14 protein-coding genes are annotated in these 15,709 nt (G+C 35.8%); all 14 read right to left on the bottom strand.

Features of this window, described 5'->3' with window-relative positions; translation table 11 throughout:
• Positions 1–39: 39 nt before the first annotated feature.
• The 14 genes from ABWU86_RS02460 to ABWU86_RS02525 all read right to left on the bottom strand — a co-directional run bounded on the left by ABWU86_RS02460 (position 40) and on the right by ABWU86_RS02525 (position 15,696).
• Positions 40–1,428, bottom strand: a complete 1,389-nt coding sequence (locus ABWU86_RS02460; protein ID WP_353321226.1) for an amino acid permease — start codon at positions 1,426–1,428, stop codon at positions 40–42.
• A 301-nt stretch (positions 1,429–1,729) separates the two neighbouring features.
• Positions 1,730–2,653: a YczE/YyaS/YitT family protein gene (locus ABWU86_RS02465; protein ID WP_353321228.1), complete on the bottom strand. Its 924-nt coding sequence runs from the start codon at positions 2,651–2,653 to the stop codon at positions 1,730–1,732.
• A 103-nt stretch (positions 2,654–2,756) separates the two neighbouring features.
• Positions 2,757–5,459: an MMPL family transporter gene (locus ABWU86_RS02470; RefSeq protein ID WP_293794375.1), complete on the bottom strand. Its 2,703-nt coding sequence runs from the start codon at positions 5,457–5,459 to the stop codon at positions 2,757–2,759.
• A 12-nt stretch (positions 5,460–5,471) separates the two neighbouring features.
• Entirely contained in the window at positions 5,472–6,083 is a 612-nt protein-coding gene (locus ABWU86_RS02475; RefSeq protein WP_353321231.1) for a TetR/AcrR family transcriptional regulator, read from the bottom strand.
• A gap of 98 nt (positions 6,084–6,181) precedes the next feature.
• Positions 6,182–7,096, bottom strand: a complete 915-nt coding sequence (locus ABWU86_RS02480) for a DMT family transporter (RefSeq protein WP_353321233.1) — start codon at positions 7,094–7,096, stop codon at positions 6,182–6,184.
• Positions 7,097–7,177: 81 nt separating this feature from the next.
• Complete coding sequence (locus ABWU86_RS02485) at positions 7,178–8,086, bottom strand: aldo/keto reductase (RefSeq protein WP_293794382.1); 909 nt, start codon at positions 8,084–8,086, stop codon at positions 7,178–7,180.
• 92 nt (positions 8,087–8,178) lie between these two features.
• Entirely contained in the window at positions 8,179–9,168 is a 990-nt protein-coding gene (gene galE / locus ABWU86_RS02490) for a UDP-glucose 4-epimerase GalE (RefSeq protein WP_293794383.1), read from the bottom strand.
• 139 nt (positions 9,169–9,307) lie between these two features.
• Positions 9,308–10,546 (bottom strand): beta-ketoacyl-ACP synthase II, encoded by a 1,239-nt coding sequence (gene fabF, locus ABWU86_RS02495; protein WP_053950456.1) that lies wholly within the window; start codon positions 10,544–10,546, stop codon positions 9,308–9,310.
• Positions 10,547–10,559: 13 nt separating this feature from the next.
• A complete protein-coding gene (fabZ, locus tag ABWU86_RS02500; protein ID WP_053950457.1) occupies positions 10,560–11,003 on the bottom strand; it encodes a 3-hydroxyacyl-ACP dehydratase FabZ in 444 nt (147 codons plus the stop codon).
• A 349-nt stretch (positions 11,004–11,352) separates the two neighbouring features.
• Entirely contained in the window at positions 11,353–11,943 is a 591-nt protein-coding gene (locus tag ABWU86_RS02505; RefSeq protein WP_293794487.1) for a 4'-phosphopantetheinyl transferase family protein, read from the bottom strand.
• Positions 11,936–12,697 carry an enoyl-ACP reductase FabI gene (gene fabI / locus ABWU86_RS02510; protein WP_041153065.1) on the bottom strand — a complete coding sequence of 254 codons (762 nt, stop codon included), beginning with the start codon at positions 12,695–12,697 and terminating at the stop codon, positions 11,936–11,938. Before fabI ends, ABWU86_RS02505 begins: the two co-directional genes overlap by 8 nt.
• Positions 12,698–12,737: 40 nt before the next feature.
• Entirely contained in the window at positions 12,738–13,505 is a 768-nt protein-coding gene (accA, locus tag ABWU86_RS02515) for a carboxyltransferase subunit alpha (protein ID WP_293794490.1), read from the bottom strand.
• A 9-nt stretch (positions 13,506–13,514) separates the two neighbouring features.
• Entirely contained in the window at positions 13,515–14,333 is an 819-nt protein-coding gene (locus tag ABWU86_RS02520) for an acetyl-CoA carboxylase carboxyltransferase subunit beta (protein WP_293794492.1), read from the bottom strand.
• Positions 14,323–15,696 (bottom strand): acetyl-CoA carboxylase biotin carboxylase subunit, encoded by a 1,374-nt coding sequence (locus ABWU86_RS02525; RefSeq protein WP_293794495.1) that lies wholly within the window; start codon positions 15,694–15,696, stop codon positions 14,323–14,325. Before ABWU86_RS02525 ends, ABWU86_RS02520 begins: the two co-directional genes overlap by 11 nt.
• Positions 15,697–15,709: the final 13 nt, after the last annotated feature.

A 15,709-nucleotide genomic window follows, 5' to 3' on the forward strand; every position in this document is an offset into this window, starting at 1 on the left:
ATAAAACTCCCCAATTTTTAATAGTCATCGCGACTATTATTATTTGTTTGAACGGCTATGTTTGACCCCATAACCGAAGTAAATTGCTAAACCAATTGCAAACCAGATAGCCGCAGTAATCCATGTATCTAATGGTAATTGTAATAGCAAGTAGATACATGCAATCACTGAAACGATTGGCAAGAATGGGTATAGCGGAACTTTGAATCCATCGTTTTTAATATCTTTACGACGACGAAGGAAAATAACTCCGATTGACATAAAGGTAAATGCAATCAATGTTCCAATGTTAACTAAACTAGCTAACTTATCTAATGAGAACAATCCACCCATTGCTGCGATGACGATTGTTACAAAGATAATACTGTGCTTGGGCACATTGCGTTTATCATCAATTTTGCTTAAGCCTTTTGGCAATAAGCCATCACGTCCAATTGAGTAGATCAAACGTGAACTACTGAAGATCATGTTTACCATCATAGTAAACATTCCGGCCAGTGCACCTAATGAAATTAACATTCCTAATTTGTCCAAGTGAATCAATTGAAGTGCAAATGTCACTGGGTCTGAAACGTTTAAATCTTTATAGGAAACAATTCCAGTTAGAACTACTGATACTAAGATGTACAAGATTGTACATACGACCAAACTACCAATGATTCCAATAGGCATTGTTTTTTTAGGATTTTTTACTTCACCTGCTGAGGCAGCAATAACATCAAAACCTAAATATGCAAAGAATACTAAGGACGCTCCATGGAACACTCCACTTACACCAAAAGGCATAAATGGATTCCAGTTCGATGGTTTAACGAAGAATGCTCCTGCAACCACAAACACGATGATAATCGCAATTTTCACAAGTACCATTATATCATTAAGTTTAGCGGATGATTGAACACCTCTTGTTAATATCCAAGAAATCAAAACAACAACTAAGATTGCGATGATATTAACATATGTTCCATGACTTGGATCGTAATTAGCAGAAAGTGCTTTTGGTATATGAATACCAAAGTTTGCTAAGAACGATTGTAAGTATGCAGACCACCCTGTCGAAACAGTGGCCACTGAAAGCATATATTCAAGCACTAGTCCCCATCCGATAATCCATCCTGTAATTTCACCAAAGATGATATTACCAAATGTGTATGCACTTCCGGCAACTGGCAATGCTGAAGAGAATTCAGCATAACACATTGCACAAAGTGAACATACAATCGTTGCGATGATAAACGAAACGATAATTCCAGGACCAGCGGTAGTTGCAGCAACAGTACCAGGAAGAATAAAAATTCCAGCACCAATAACAGCTCCAATTCCCATCATAGTTAAATCTTTAGTTCCGATAGTTCTTTCAAGGTTCTTATCCCTATCAATGAATTTAGCCAACGATGTCTTACGATTCACCTTAGACAGTATATTCATAAAAATCCCCCTATCATATGAGCAATAAAAAAATCGCACTAGTTCTAACTAGTGCGATTTTACCATAGCACCAGAAAGAATAACTGTTACCAGCTATTTTTCTAGTGCTTCGAAGTTTTCATAGTGAAATAATTTCTTCTCGATACTATACTAAATAGCTAGTTCAAAATTAAAGAAGAAATTATTATTATCTTGTTGTAATGTCAATTTATAACAAGTCACCATGATGAAACCTCCGTTTTTTATTTGTTCATTTATTTGTAATTATCTTACCGAAAAATTTGGAATAATGCAAGCTTTTTTATTTATTGCTTAATGCCCTTTGCTTTAACTCCACGTTTAGTGACTCTAAACGTTTATTAAGAATTAATTGGACCTGTTCGTTTTTTCTAATATTATCGTTGGTTCTTTTAATTAATTCCTCAATTTCGGTGTTAGTATATCCCGACATTTGTTTTTGCATAATGTAAGTATCTTGGTAAGCGCTACTTACAATATCGTATCCACGACGACCTAATTCAAACAATCCACCAGCGGCATTTTGCAAACTAGGCTTCATACTGAAATGGTCAATATGAAGCATTAACTCACGGCTGATAGTGTTGTTCCAAAAACTAATTAATGAACCAGCAAAGAACGCTGTGAAAATAGTCATAAAGCCAAATGGCCCTGCCACGACAACCGCAGCTATCATGAATAAAATATCTTGCGCACTTCTAATTTTTTGGTACTTAATATGAGTATTATCAGCAATAATCGGTGCAATTGCATCGTAAGGAGATACTCCTAATTTAGTCGACATGTAAATTGAAGTTCCTAATGTAAACACTAAAATCCCCACGATAGCATCAAAAATCATCATTGGAATACTAATTGCTTTGGGAAAGAAGGCTATGTAAACTGAACTGAAATATTCAATTTCAAAACCAACTAACACCATGTTGAAAATAGTCCCAATGCCAATTTGTTTACGATCAAAAATTAACACGATAATGAATAAAACTAAGTTTGCTAATAATTGAAATAAACCTAGTGAAATCCCTAATTTATTAGACATCCCTATATTCATCGCTGTAAAAGGATCAATCCCTACTTTTCCTGAACGCATAAAAGCCGCACCCAATGCGATAAGTGAAACTCCCACTAATGACATTACGGCACGCAAGAAAAAGTCTAGCGGTTTATTGATTACGTTTTTTGAATTGTCATAAGAAATATTTTCCATTGTTTTAACCTTCTTGTCTAAAAATGAATACGCTTACATTATATACCTTTCAATGTTTTTAGCAAATAAAAAAGCTATGGAATTTAATCCATAGCTTTTTATTTTATTCTTGATTATCTTGATCTGAAGTTACTTCAGGGTAAGTTAATTTGATTAATGCAGAAATTAACATTGGTATGATGAATACTAAAATAATCAGACCAACGATAACCCCGATTGCAACTTGAATAAGGGTTAACACTCCTGATGGCATCAATGCCGCAAAAGTACCACCTAGAATAATCGCTGCAGAAATCACAACAGTTCCAATTACAGATGCAGCATGTTCAATTTGTTTAGCTGGTGTGCTATCCACCTTGCCAAATTCACGATACTTCATCATTAGGAAAATACTGTAATCAACACCTAATGCAATTAACATTACAAATGTGAAGAATGGTGTATTCCATGTAAGTGTCTTTTGTCCTAAGAATACTGCACTAATTAGCTTAGTGATACTTAATGAAGTTACGTAAGCGATAATTAGAGTTCCTAGAATGTAGAATGGTTGTAATATTGATCTAGTGATAATCATTAAAGCAATCATAATTCCGACTACCATTATAACGGCAGTTCTAAAGAAGTCTGAACTAGCGATATGGTGAGTGTCAGAAGTAGTAGCAGTTTGACCACCGATAGCGACTTGACTTCCATCTAAACTAGTTCCTTTAATGTTATCTTGAATTTGAGTTTGTAGCTTATCAACTTGATCCATAGCTGCTTCTGAATTAGGGTCTTTATCTAATACAACAGTAATCTTAGCAACCTTCTTGTCAGATGATAAGTAGTTAGCAACTGATTGTTTGAATGTCTTACTCTTTAAGACACTTGCTGGAATATAGAATTGGTCGGCTGCCTTAGAATTAGTTAGTTGAGCTAAGTAATCATTAGCAGTTCCCATCCCTTTATCAATCTTATCCAAACCTTCACTAGCCTTCTTTAGCTTAGTTTGAGTTTCTTTCAATTGAGTTGCTAGAGCTTGAGTATTGTTACCAATTCCTTGAGTATTAGAAGCAATTGCTTGAAGTTGTGATTGTAATTGTGACATAACACTTTGTTGTTTTGCTGATGATTGTTGTAGCAATGCACCAACAATTTGTAATTGTGTTTGGCTCAATGGTTGCTTAGCTGCAACCATTTGTTTTTGTAATTGTTCTAAGACTTGTTTGCCATTAGAACTGCTTGTTGAACTACTAATTGATTGGATGTTTCTTAAGTATTGACCAATGTTAGTAGCTGAGGTTGCAATATCTTGTAATGGTGTAGTGTTAAATGATGAACCTTTAGCACCGCTATTAATTTGTTTTAGCCCTTTGTTAGCAGTCTTCATCTTCGTATTTAAAGTTGATAATTGATCACTAACGTATAGTTGGTTAATTGGCATTCCACTTGGTTGAGTTACAGAAGCGACTGTCTTAATGCCATTTTGTTTACTTAGTTGTTGTGATAAACGATCGATTTCATTTAACGCTTTTTCATTATCTAACTTGTGGTCAGACTTAATGTAAATAGTTGATGGTTCAGCAGTTCCTTTTGAGAAGTGCTTTTGAACAGTTAATAGACCTTGTTTGGCTGGAACACTGTTTTGTAGTTCGACACCATTATCATAGTTCAACTTATTCTTGTATGAAGCCATGAATGGAACTGTTACCAATAGAACTAATACAATTGCTGGGATTGCGAACTTACCTGACTTGTTAGATAAGAAACGCCAGAATTTGTTTTCACCTTCACCAGCGAAGTTTTTGGATGGCCAGAAAATATGTTTACCCATTGTAGCCATGAAAAATGGATTTAGAGTAACTAGTACTACTAATAGTACCGCAACGCCAACCGCAACACCGACTGCAGATTGGTAAATTGAGAACTTGGCTAATGCCAAGGTTGCAAAACCAATTAGCACTGAAGTTCCAGAGTATAGGATGGTCTTTCCAGCCACTTTTCTAGCATCAATAGTAGCTTGGACATTATCCTTACCACGACTAAGTTCTTCTTTAAATTGGTTATATAACAAGATATTGTAATCAGTTCCAATTCCGAATAATACCACTACCATAAATACTCTTGTAAAGTTAGATAGTGGGAAACCGAAAGCTTGAACTAGGTTCATTACTATACTTAGTGACACGATGAATGAAACACCAACAGTTAGTAGTGATACTAGTGGAACAATTGGTGATCTAAAGACAATGATTAATACAATTAAAATGAATACAGCTGCGATTACTTCAGTCTTTTGAATTCCTTTTTCAGTAGAAACTCTAAAGTCATCGTTTAAGATATCACCACCGGTAACATATGTTTTCACACCTGTAGTCCTAGCAGCTTTTTGTAAATCAGTGTTTACTGATTGAATTGAACGAGACTTAGTAACATGAACTTGAACTAGTTCAGTCGTCTTATCTTTTGAAATTAATTGCTTCTTAGTGGCGTCATTATCCATTGGTGCGGTAATTCCTTTAACGCCATATTTATCTTCGTTATCTTTAATTTTTTGGATTGTTGCATTGATTTTAGTTTGTTGGTCAGCTGTAATCTTTTGATTACCATTGTTAAACACAATAACTGCGTCAGTGGTATTACCAATTCCGTGACCCCAGTTATCTTGAATCTTTTGGGCAATTTGGCTTTGTGAAGTTGATGGAATCTTAGTTTGTCCTTTTTGTGCTACCAGATTAGACATGTTTGGTAGGAAAACAACACTTAAGATAACAACAACTATCCATGCAATTAAGCTACCTGTGTATTTTTTTATAAATTTTGGCATCAAAATATCCCCCTATTTCTTGATGTAAACTAATTCGTTTGGTGAAACGTGTTGTGTTAACTTAATAATTTTCGCGATTTCTTCTGGTGACTCTAAATCTTCTTTACTCATCCAGTAAACCACGATACTCATTAGTCGATCCAAAATAATTTCCATAATGTAGTCCCTTGGTATATTGGGATTAAACTCAATATCATCTGAGGAGGCATGAAATGATTCTTTGATGAGGTTTCTAAACATATCTTTGATTTTATCAATCAGATAAGGATCTCCATCTGGGCTTAATAAAGCAGAGAGTAACTTAGAATTTTGGTAAAAATAATCTAGTGTTTTAATTAATAATTCAGAAGGAACTTCAGAATCTGCATTTGAATGAACACTTAATTCTTCAGGAATAACATTATTTAGAACTTGTTGAATTTCATCCATTAGTTGAGCTTCGATTTTATTTAATAAATCGAATTTATCTAAGTAATGAATGTAAAAAGTTCCCCGACCAATTCCTGCTGCGCGCGTTAAATCAGTGACGTTCAAATTATTAAAACCCTTTTCATGAATCAATTGAATCAAAGCATCAGTAATTTGTGCTTTGGTTTGAATTGTTCGACGATCTTGTTTAACCATAATCATCCCCCTCAAAAAATCATTTCCTCTTAGAAATTAACTCCATTATAAAAACAACGCATTAAAAAGTCAACACGTTGTTCATTATCTTTTTTATTTTATTCATTTCGACTGCCTAAAGCCAGGATAAAGACAGTACTTAAAACTAGTAATCCACCGATAACTTCAGCTCCATTAAAGGATGTATTTAGAAATACAATCGCACCAATCGTTGCTGATAGTGGTTCAAACGTATCTAGCATCCCTGCAACCGTAGGTGAAATAAAGCGCAAACTATTGATGAAACAGATAAATGACATCATCGTTCCAAATAAGACGATAAAAGTAACCCCTAAAAATGTTCCTAATGTCATTTTAGGTACATCCACCCAAAACGGATGAACGATTGTAAATAAGATTCCACCAATTAGCATTGCCCAACCAACCACTACCAGTGAACTAAATTTCTTTAATAAGTTCACTGGTAGCATGGTTTGGATAGATCCTGCTAGCGCTAATAATAATCCGGCGGTTAAAGCTGGTACTGAAATCGCTAATTGAGTTAATTGTCCCTTAGTCACCAATAGCCAAGTTCCAATTAATGCGACTAACACGGCTGTTGCTTCATATTTATTAGGTAATTGATGATAAAAAATCGCTGTAAAAATAACGATTAATACAGTTCCTAAACTTTGTAGCACGGTTGCTGTTCCAGCATTACTTAAATTAACAGTGACTAAGTATAGATATTGCACTGCGGCTAACCCAAAGATCGCATAAGCGATAAATACCCCAATATTTTTTGGTTGTTTCCATAGTGTCATCACCGATTCTTTTTTCCAAAATTTAGTGAATAATAGAATTAAAATTCCAGAAATTCCCATCTTAATTCCCATCAACCATTCTGGTGATAAGTGATTATCTTGGAATAAAAATTGTGATACTGGGCCTTGAATCCCCCAAAGAATAGCACCTGTGATTGCCAAAGTAGCACCCAACAATTTCTCTTGTAACCTTGTTCGCTTATTTTCCAAATCGATTCTCCATTCCGCTTAATTATTAACTCCATTATAGGACAAAACAAAAAGCGTTGTCATTAGACAACGCCTTTTTTATTAGTCTTTGTAATTTTCAGGAGAATCATCCCATTGGTCAACAGTATCTGTCATTTGACCAGTAGTGTGCCATTCAAAATCTGGGTACCATAGACTACGCTTAGCTTGGTCTAAAGCATCAATTGCTTGAATATCTTGATCTGATAATTCAAAGTCAAAGATATCTGAGTTTTGAATTATTCTTTCTTCATGAGATGACTTAGGAATTGTAACAACTCCTTTTTGCCAGTCCCAACGAAGAATTACTTGAGCTACTGATTTGTTGTACTTATCAGCGATTTGCTTAATGGTAGGATTATTTAGTGCTTCCCCACCGCCTAGTGGTGACCACGCTTCTAATTGAATTCCAGCATGGCTGTTAAAAGCCATAATGTCTTTTTCTTGGTTGATTGGATTGAATTCCATTTGGTTAACCGCTGGCACAATTTCACAGTGGTTAAGTAAATCTTGTAAACGCTCATTATCAAAGTTAGATACACCAATTGCTCTGACTTTACCTTGGTGGTATAACTTTTCCATTGCTTTCCAAGTATCTAAATATTTACCATCAACTGGCCAATGCATTAGATACAAGTCAATGTATGTTAAATCTAATCTTTTTAAAGTACCATTTAGAGCGTCTAACGTACTTTGATATCCTTGGTCACCATTAAATAGCTTGGTAGTAATAAACAAATCTTTACGGTTTTTACCTGTCGCTGCTAAACCTTCTTTGATTCCCTCACCAACACCAGTTTCGTTACCATATTGCTTAGCAGTATCAATTAAATGATAACCTTTGATGATGGATTCTTTTACTGATTCTTTCGCACTTGTATTATTAGTTTTCCAAACACCTAGACCTAAACGTGGCATTTCAACACCGTTGTTTAAAGTGGTAGTTTGAACAAGTCCTTCTAATCTGTTCATAGAAAATTCAGCCTCCATTTCTTTTAGTTCATATACATGGTAAAACTGAATCTTCTCTTTTTCAAGAATATAGGTGTTATTCTTATACGATTTTAATCTTCGAATCCATGAGGGTGTTGTTGAGTCCATTTCCATGCACTAGCAATAATATCTTCAACGTTATCATGTTGTGGTTCCCATCCTAACACTTGACGTGCTTTGGTAGAATCTGCGACCAAAGTACTTGGGTCTCCTGCTCTTCTTGGCGCGTCAACGGCGGGAATTTCTTTACCTGTCACTTTACGAGCTGTTTCTAGCATCTCACGGTTGGAAAATCCAGTAGATGAACCTAAGTTAAAGGCATCTGAGTCGCCACCATCTAATAATCGTTGTAACGCTAAAATATGAGCGTCTGCTAGGTCCATGACGTGAACGTAGTCTCTGACATTAGTTCCATCTTTAGTAGGGTAATCATTCCCAAAAATTTGTAATTGATCACGGGTTCCTTGAGCAACTTGTAAAATGATTGGGATTAAATGAGTTTCTGGACCATGATCTTCACCGATGCTACCATCCATAATTGCTCCACCAACGTTGAAGTAACGTAGTGCTGTATATTTAATGCCATAGGCGACATCTGCCCACTTCATCATCTTTTCCATCATTAACTTACTTTCACCATAAGGGTTAGTAGGTACTTGGGAATCAGTTTCCTTTACTGGAATACTTTCTGGTTCACCATAAGTAGCTGCTGTTGATGAGAAAATAATGTTGTTAACATCGTGGTCATGCATTGCTTCTAGTAAAGTAATCATTCCACCAGTGTTGTTATCAAAGTATTTAAGTGGTTTTTCCATTGATTCTGGAACAATTGAATTCGCAGCAAAATGAATAACACCATCGATTTTTTCCTTATCAAAAACTTGATCTAAAAATTCGCGATCGCGAATATCGCCTTGGTAAAATGTTGCTTTGGGATTAACACTTTGACGGTGACCAGTAGCTAAACTATCTACGACAACCACTTCAAAGCCTTTTTCGATTAATCTTTCGACTGTATGAGAACCAATGTATCCGGCTCCTCCTGGTACTAAAATAGCCATATTATTTCTCCTTTGGTATATCTAATACATATATTATCTAACAGCTACCTTAAAGTTTCAATAAAACCTCAAAATCGGTGTATTTTTTATTTATGTAAACAAAAAAGCTATGGAAATTCCATAGCTTTTTTAATATTAATTAGTCGTTTTCGTATTTCTTGAATACAAGAACTGCGTTGTGACCACCGAAACCAAATGAATTTGAGATTTCGTAGTTAACTGGTGACTTCTTGTTGTCTTCGTTAACTAGTTCAACTTCAACTTCTGGGTCGATGTTCTTAACACCGTAGTTAACAGGCATTTGTTGGCGTTGTAATGCACCAACCATGATAACTGCTTCAAGAGAACCAGCGGCACCTAGAGCATGACCAGTCATACCCTTAGTACTACTTACCTTGATGTGGTCGTTATCAGCGAATACCTTCTTAATTGCTTGTGATTCAGCTGAATCGTTAGCATGAGTACTTGTTCCGTGAGCGTTAACGTAGTCAACGTCCTTAGGATCAACGTTAGCATCTTTAAGAGCTAACTTCATAGCATCAACAGCACCTGAACCGTCAGGTCTTGGAGCAGTTAAGTGGTAAGCATCTGAGTTAGTACCGTAACCTACGATTTCACCCAAGATGTTAGCACCACGAGCTTTAGCGTGTTCTAGTTCTTCAAGAACTAAAGTACCAGCACCTTCACCCATAACGAATCCATTTCTATCCTTATCAAATGGAATTGAACCACCTTCAACAGTTTCTGAAGTTGAAAGAGCTGATAGAGCAGCGAAACCTGCAATACCTAATTCGTTAACTGAAGCTTCTGAACCACCGGTAATCATCATTTTGGCTTTACCAAAACGAATGTAATCAAATGCGTCACCAATAGCGTTAGTACCTGATGAACAAGCAGTAACGATTGCTTGAGAAGTGTTTCTAGCATTTAAGTTAATTGAAATGTTACCAGCAGCCATGTTAATGATTGAGTTAGGAACGAAGAATGGAGATACACGACCTGGACCCTTCTTTGACATCTTGATTGCTTGTTCTTGGATAGTTGTTAAACCACCAATACCTGAACCATAGATTACACCTAATTCATCTGGATCGAAGTTACCTTCTTTTAATCCAGCTTGTTCCATAGCTTCGTAAGCTGAGTATAAAGCGTAACGTGAAAAGTCATCCATACGCTTTGAAACTTTCTTGTCGATACGTTCTAGTGGATCAAAGTCTTTAACTTCACCGGCTAGTGAAACACCAGTTTCACTTGGATCAAACTTAGTGATTGGTCCGATACCAGTCTTTGAAGCAAAGATATTATCTAAAAATGTATTTGCGTCGTTACCTAATGGACTAACGGCACCAATACCTGTAATAACTACACGCTTTGTCATAGAGTTATCCTCCTTATTTACGTTTAACGTCTGGAACAATAAATGTTAGTTGAGCTGAACAAGCTTTCTTGTCGCCAACGTAAGCAGTACAGTCAACTTGTCCCATGTTCTTCTTTTGTTTACCCATAGTAACTTCGAATCTTACGACGTCACCTGGTTTAACCATTTTTCTGAATTTAGCACCCTTAATTTCACCTAAGTAAGCAGTCTTATCTTTGTATTGTTCACTCTTTAGAATTAAGATTGATGCAGTTTGTGCCATAGTTTCAATAATTAAAACACCAGGCATAACTGGGTTTCCAGGGAAGTGACCTTGGAAATAGTTTTCATTGATAGTAACGTTCTTAGTAGCTACGACTCTTTCGCCTGGTACTAATTCGTCAACTCTATCAATGTATAAAATTGGGTATCTGTTTGGAATTAAATCCATAATTTCGGTTGTATTTAAAACACTCACGATAAGCACTCCTTATTTAAATTCAAAATTTAACAATTAAACTTTTTTATTAATCTGATTTATAATTTTAATTTTTAAAATTATCATTAATTATATCATCTAGTTTCCATATCTAGATGTCCTAATCAACATCAATCAGTTTAACAATATCGATACTAAGTTACAACGTAGAAGCACTTATTTCATCTAAAAAAGATGAAATAAGTTGATATTACAACGTTTTCAATTTACTTCTTTATGTGACATATGCGACTAAGTATATTCATTTAGTTTCAACTCATTACAAGCGATGATTTCATTCGTCTACTAATTGTCCCATCGACCCCGGAAAAATCATCTACTAAATTTACTAGTCATCATAAGTAGCTAAGGTTCCAACGTAACCATCAGCAACCTCAATATCAGTTAGTTTAATTTTACGATCTAGTCTTGTTGCTGATTCTTTAGTATCAACATCAATATCCACACTTTTCACTTTACCAGCGAGACCTGTGCCCACGAGTTTTAAAGCTGCTTCTTTAATCGTCCATAATTTCAAAGTTTCATCCCCATCTTCTTCTGGTGATAATTGACTTAAATAATTTAATTCATTATCAGTGAAGGCTCTGGTGATGCGCTTGTATGTGAATGGACGAAGCTTTTCAATATCAATTCCAACTTCTTGATTAGAAACCGCTAAGATTACTAAATCATATGAGTTCGAAATATTATATTGAAATTGATTACTCTTTAAAGATGGTTTGCCGTGCTTACCATAATTAAAAAGATCACCATGTAATAGTTCATCGATACTAATTTCCATGTAATCCGCTAACATCAGATTTCCCACGATGGCTTGACGCTTATTATACTTAGTAAAATCAACATCAGCCTTCTTGAAAATGTCTTGATATTTTGGATTTTGGATTGAATCAATAAAAATTTTTGTGTTATTAGGCAAGTAAATGAACACCCTTATCAGCGTAAATCAAGTCACCAGTAACACCTGATGATAGGTTACTCATTAAGAATGTAGCAACATCACCAACTTGGTGAATATCAACAGCTTCGCCATCAACAGTTCTTGCTTCAGATTCTTTTAGTAGGTCACCGTGATTCTTGATACCAGTAACGGCAAGAGTCTTGATAGCACCTGCTGAGATAGCGTTAACACGGATCTTCTTAGGACCTAAGTCAGAAGCTAGGTATCTTACGTTAGCTTCTAGAGCAGCCTTAGCAACACCCATCATGTTGTATGAAGGAATTGCACGAGTTGAACCCATGTAAGTTAAAGTAGCGATACTACCTTGTGGGTTCATAACACGACTTGCGTAACGTGATACTGAAATTAGTGAGTATGCAGAAACGTCTTGAGCTAGGTTGTAACCATCTTTCTTAACGTCGATAACTCCACCTTCAAGAGTTTCCTTATCAGCATAAGCAATGGCATGAATAACACCATCGATGTTACCAAATTTAGCTTGAATGTCTTGGAAAGTTTTTTCAACGTTTGCATCTTCAGCAACATCACATTCAATCATTTCAGTTCCTTCTGGAACTAATTTATCTAATTGACGCTTTAGTCTTTCGTTTTGGTAAGTAATGATAACTTTAGCACCATTATCCATTAGTGACTTAGCGCATCCCCAGGCAATACTACGTTTGTTAGCAACACCCATAACAACAATTGTTTTTCCATCTAATAAGTTTGACATTTGATTTGACCTCCTAAATATACAAATCAATTAAATTACTTTAGTTGAATTTACGGTAACGTTCATGACGTTGTGCCAATAATTCTTCTTTAGGTAATTGTTTAAGTTCATTAATTTTTTGAATTAAAGCTTCTTTGAAGTTTTGCATTGATTTTGCATCTTTTACTTCAGGAATGATCTTATCAATGATTTCATTGTTTAATAATTCCTTAGGTGTAAGTTGCATTTGTTCAGCGGCTTGTGCTGCTTTACTTGAGTCTTTCCACAAGATTGTGGCATATCCTTCTGGAGATAATACAGAATAAATACTATCTTCAAAAGCCCAAACAGTATCACCAACAGCAAGTGCGATTGCACCACCACTACCACCTTCACCAACGATAACACTGATGTATGGAACTGATAACTTAAGTCCTTGTAAGATTGATTGAGCAATCATGTAACCTTGACCTTTGTATTCAGCATCCATACCGGGATAAGCACCCGGTGTGTTAATTAAGTTGATAATTGGGCGGTTAAACTTTTCCGCTTGTTTCATCAAACGTAAAGCTTTTCTGTATCCTGAAGGTTCTGCTGAACCAAAATGTCTTTCGATATTTTCGTCAGTGTTATCACCTTTTTGGATACTGGTAATTGTAACGGCTTGACCACCGATAGTTCCGATACCAGCGTAAACTGCTGGGTCATCACTATAAGCACGGTCACCGTGCAATTCGATAAAATCATCAGTTATTCCAGCAACTAGGTCTTGGATACTAATTTTATCAGCACTTCTAGCCGCAAGAACACGATCGTATGCTTTAGTCATAATATCCCCCTAATTCCAAGCCAATAATCTGGCTAAAACTGATTTCATATCTTGACGCTTAACAATGGCATCTAAGAAACCATTTTTAAGCAATGTTTCTGCACGTTGAAAATCCTTTGGTGGACGTTGTTGAATAGTGTTTTCAATTACTCGACGTCCAGCAAAACCGATTAATGTATGTGGTTCAGAGATATTAATATCTCCTTCCATCGCATAACTAGCTGTAACCCCACCAGTAGTTGGATCAGTTAATACTGAAATGTATAACAATCCTTTTTCTGCATGGTCTGAAACAGCTTGTGATACTTTGGCCATTTGCATTAATGAATGGATTCCTTCTTGCATTCTGGCACCACCAGAACAAGAGAAGACAACAACTGGTAGATTCTTTGCAGTTGCTTCTTCGAATAATAGTGCTAGTTTTTCACCAGTTGCAGTACCTAAACTTCCCATGATGAAACGTGAATCCATCACACCAAGTGCGAATTCAACATCACCGATTTTAGCAATTCCAGTTTGAACACTTTCGTTTAAGTCAGTTAGTTCTTTTGATTTTGCTAATTTACCAGCATATTTTTCATCGTCTAAGAAACGATTAGGAGCAGATACTTCGTTATTGATGGGTGTAAATTCATCAACAGTCATGTTGATTCTTTCGTTAGCACCTAATCTAAAACCGTATCCACAGTTAGGACATAACTTGTATGTACCTAACTTTTTGTTATAAAAATTTTCTTCACAAACAGGACATTTAATAAATAAATGATCTGGAACTTTGTCCATTAGTGCTTGTAAATCTTTAGTTTCTTCTGATTTATTATTCTTCAACGTTTTTCAACCACTCTTTCAAGAATGATTTTTCAATGTATAGATTATTGAAATCTGAATCATTGAAATGTTTGTCTTGTAACAAATCGTTTAGGAATTGACGGTTAGTCTTAACTCCATCAACCTTAAATTCATTGATTACTCGTTTCATTTTTACGACTGCTTGAGGTTTGTCAGGCATATGTACAATGATTTTAGCAATCATTGAATCGTAGAAAGGAGAAATGGTGTCTCCAGACTCAACTCCAGAATCAATACGAACACCCTTAGTACCAAATGGGAAACTAACATTTTTTAGTTTTCCTGGCGCTGGCAAGAAGCCATGAGCTGGGTCTTCAGCATTGATACGACATTCAATCGCATAACTGTTAACTTGAACATCTTCTTGAGTAAATGGTAATTCTTCACCGGCAGCTACTTGGATTTGCGCTTTGATTAATTGAACTCCAGCAACTTCTTCAGTAACTGTATGTTCAACTTGTAATCTAGTGTTCATTTCCATGAAGTAGAAGTTATTAGTCTTTTCATCTAATAAGAACTCGAAAGTTCCAGTGTTTTCATAACCAATTTCCTTTGTAGCCTTAGCTACTAATTGACCTAAGTAGTCACGTTGATCTTGAGAAACTTCAATACATGGAGTTTCTTCGATAATCTTTTGGTGACCTCTTTGAAGTGAACAATCACGTTCGGGGAAGTAAACAACATTTCCCTTTTGATCAGCAATCACTTGCATTTCAATGTGTTTAGCATCGCTTAAGTCTTTTTCCATATATAATGAGTCATCATCATACGAAATTCTTGCCTCACGCTTAGTAGTAGTAAAGATTTCCTTTAATGATTCAGCATCATCACATTCACGGATACCTTTTCCACCACCACCAGCGGCAGCTTTAAGCATGACCGGATAACCAATTTCATCAGCTAGCTTTAATGCTTCATCTAAACTTTCAATGGCTCCATCAGAGCCAGGGATAGTTGGGACTCCACTATTTTTCATTGCAGCTTTCGCATGAGATTTGTTTCCCATTAAATCAATTACTTTTGAACTTGGTCCAATGAACTTAATTGAACATTTTTCGCAAAGTTCAGCAAATTCAGCATTTTCAGATAAAAATCCGTAACCGGGGTGAATAGCTTCACTGTTGGTTAAAATTGCAGCATCGATAACCGCAGCCATATTTAAATATGATTCATTAGGTTGTGGTCCACCAATACATACTGATTCATCAGCTAATTTTACAAACATGCTATCCTTGTCGGCAGTTGAATAAACGGCAACAGCTTTAATGTCCATCTCATGAAGTGCTCTTATGATTTGCACCGCGATTTCACCACGGTTGGCAATTAATACCTTTTTAAACATTTCACTCATCCTT

It is taken from the genome of Apilactobacillus pseudapinorum, from assembly GCF_040369555.1.
Taxonomy (GTDB): Bacteria; Bacillota; Bacilli; order Lactobacillales; family Lactobacillaceae; genus Apilactobacillus.

What these genes read in the sequence shown, in the direction of transcription:
- ABWU86_RS02460 (WP_353321226.1), bottom strand. Translation starts at nt 1,428, where the DNA reads ATGAATATACTGTCTAAGGTGAATCGTAAGACATCGTTGGCTAAATTC.
- ABWU86_RS02465 (WP_353321228.1), bottom strand. Translation starts at nt 2,653, where the DNA reads ATGGAAAATATTTCTTATGACAATTCAAAAAACGTAATCAATAAACCG.
- ABWU86_RS02470 (WP_293794375.1), bottom strand. Translation starts at nt 5,459, where the DNA reads ATGCCAAAATTTATAAAAAAATACACAGGTAGCTTAATTGCATGGATA.
- ABWU86_RS02475 (WP_353321231.1), bottom strand. Translation starts at nt 6,083, where the DNA reads ATGGTTAAACAAGATCGTCGAACAATTCAAACCAAAGCACAAATTACT.
- ABWU86_RS02485 (WP_293794382.1), bottom strand. Translation starts at nt 8,086, where the DNA reads ATGAACAGATTAGAAGGACTTGTTCAAACTACCACTTTAAACAACGGT.
- galE (WP_293794383.1), bottom strand. Translation starts at nt 9,168, where the DNA reads ATGGCTATTTTAGTACCAGGAGGAGCCGGATACATTGGTTCTCATACA.
- fabF (WP_053950456.1), bottom strand. Translation starts at nt 10,546, where the DNA reads ATGACAAAGCGTGTAGTTATTACAGGTATTGGTGCCGTTAGTCCATTA.
- fabI (WP_041153065.1), bottom strand. Translation starts at nt 12,697, where the DNA reads ATGTCAAACTTATTAGATGGAAAAACAATTGTTGTTATGGGTGTTGCT.
- accA (WP_293794490.1), bottom strand. Translation starts at nt 13,505, where the DNA reads ATGACTAAAGCATACGATCGTGTTCTTGCGGCTAGAAGTGCTGATAAA.
- ABWU86_RS02525 (WP_293794495.1), bottom strand. Translation starts at nt 15,696, where the DNA reads ATGTTTAAAAAGGTATTAATTGCCAACCGTGGTGAAATCGCGGTGCAA.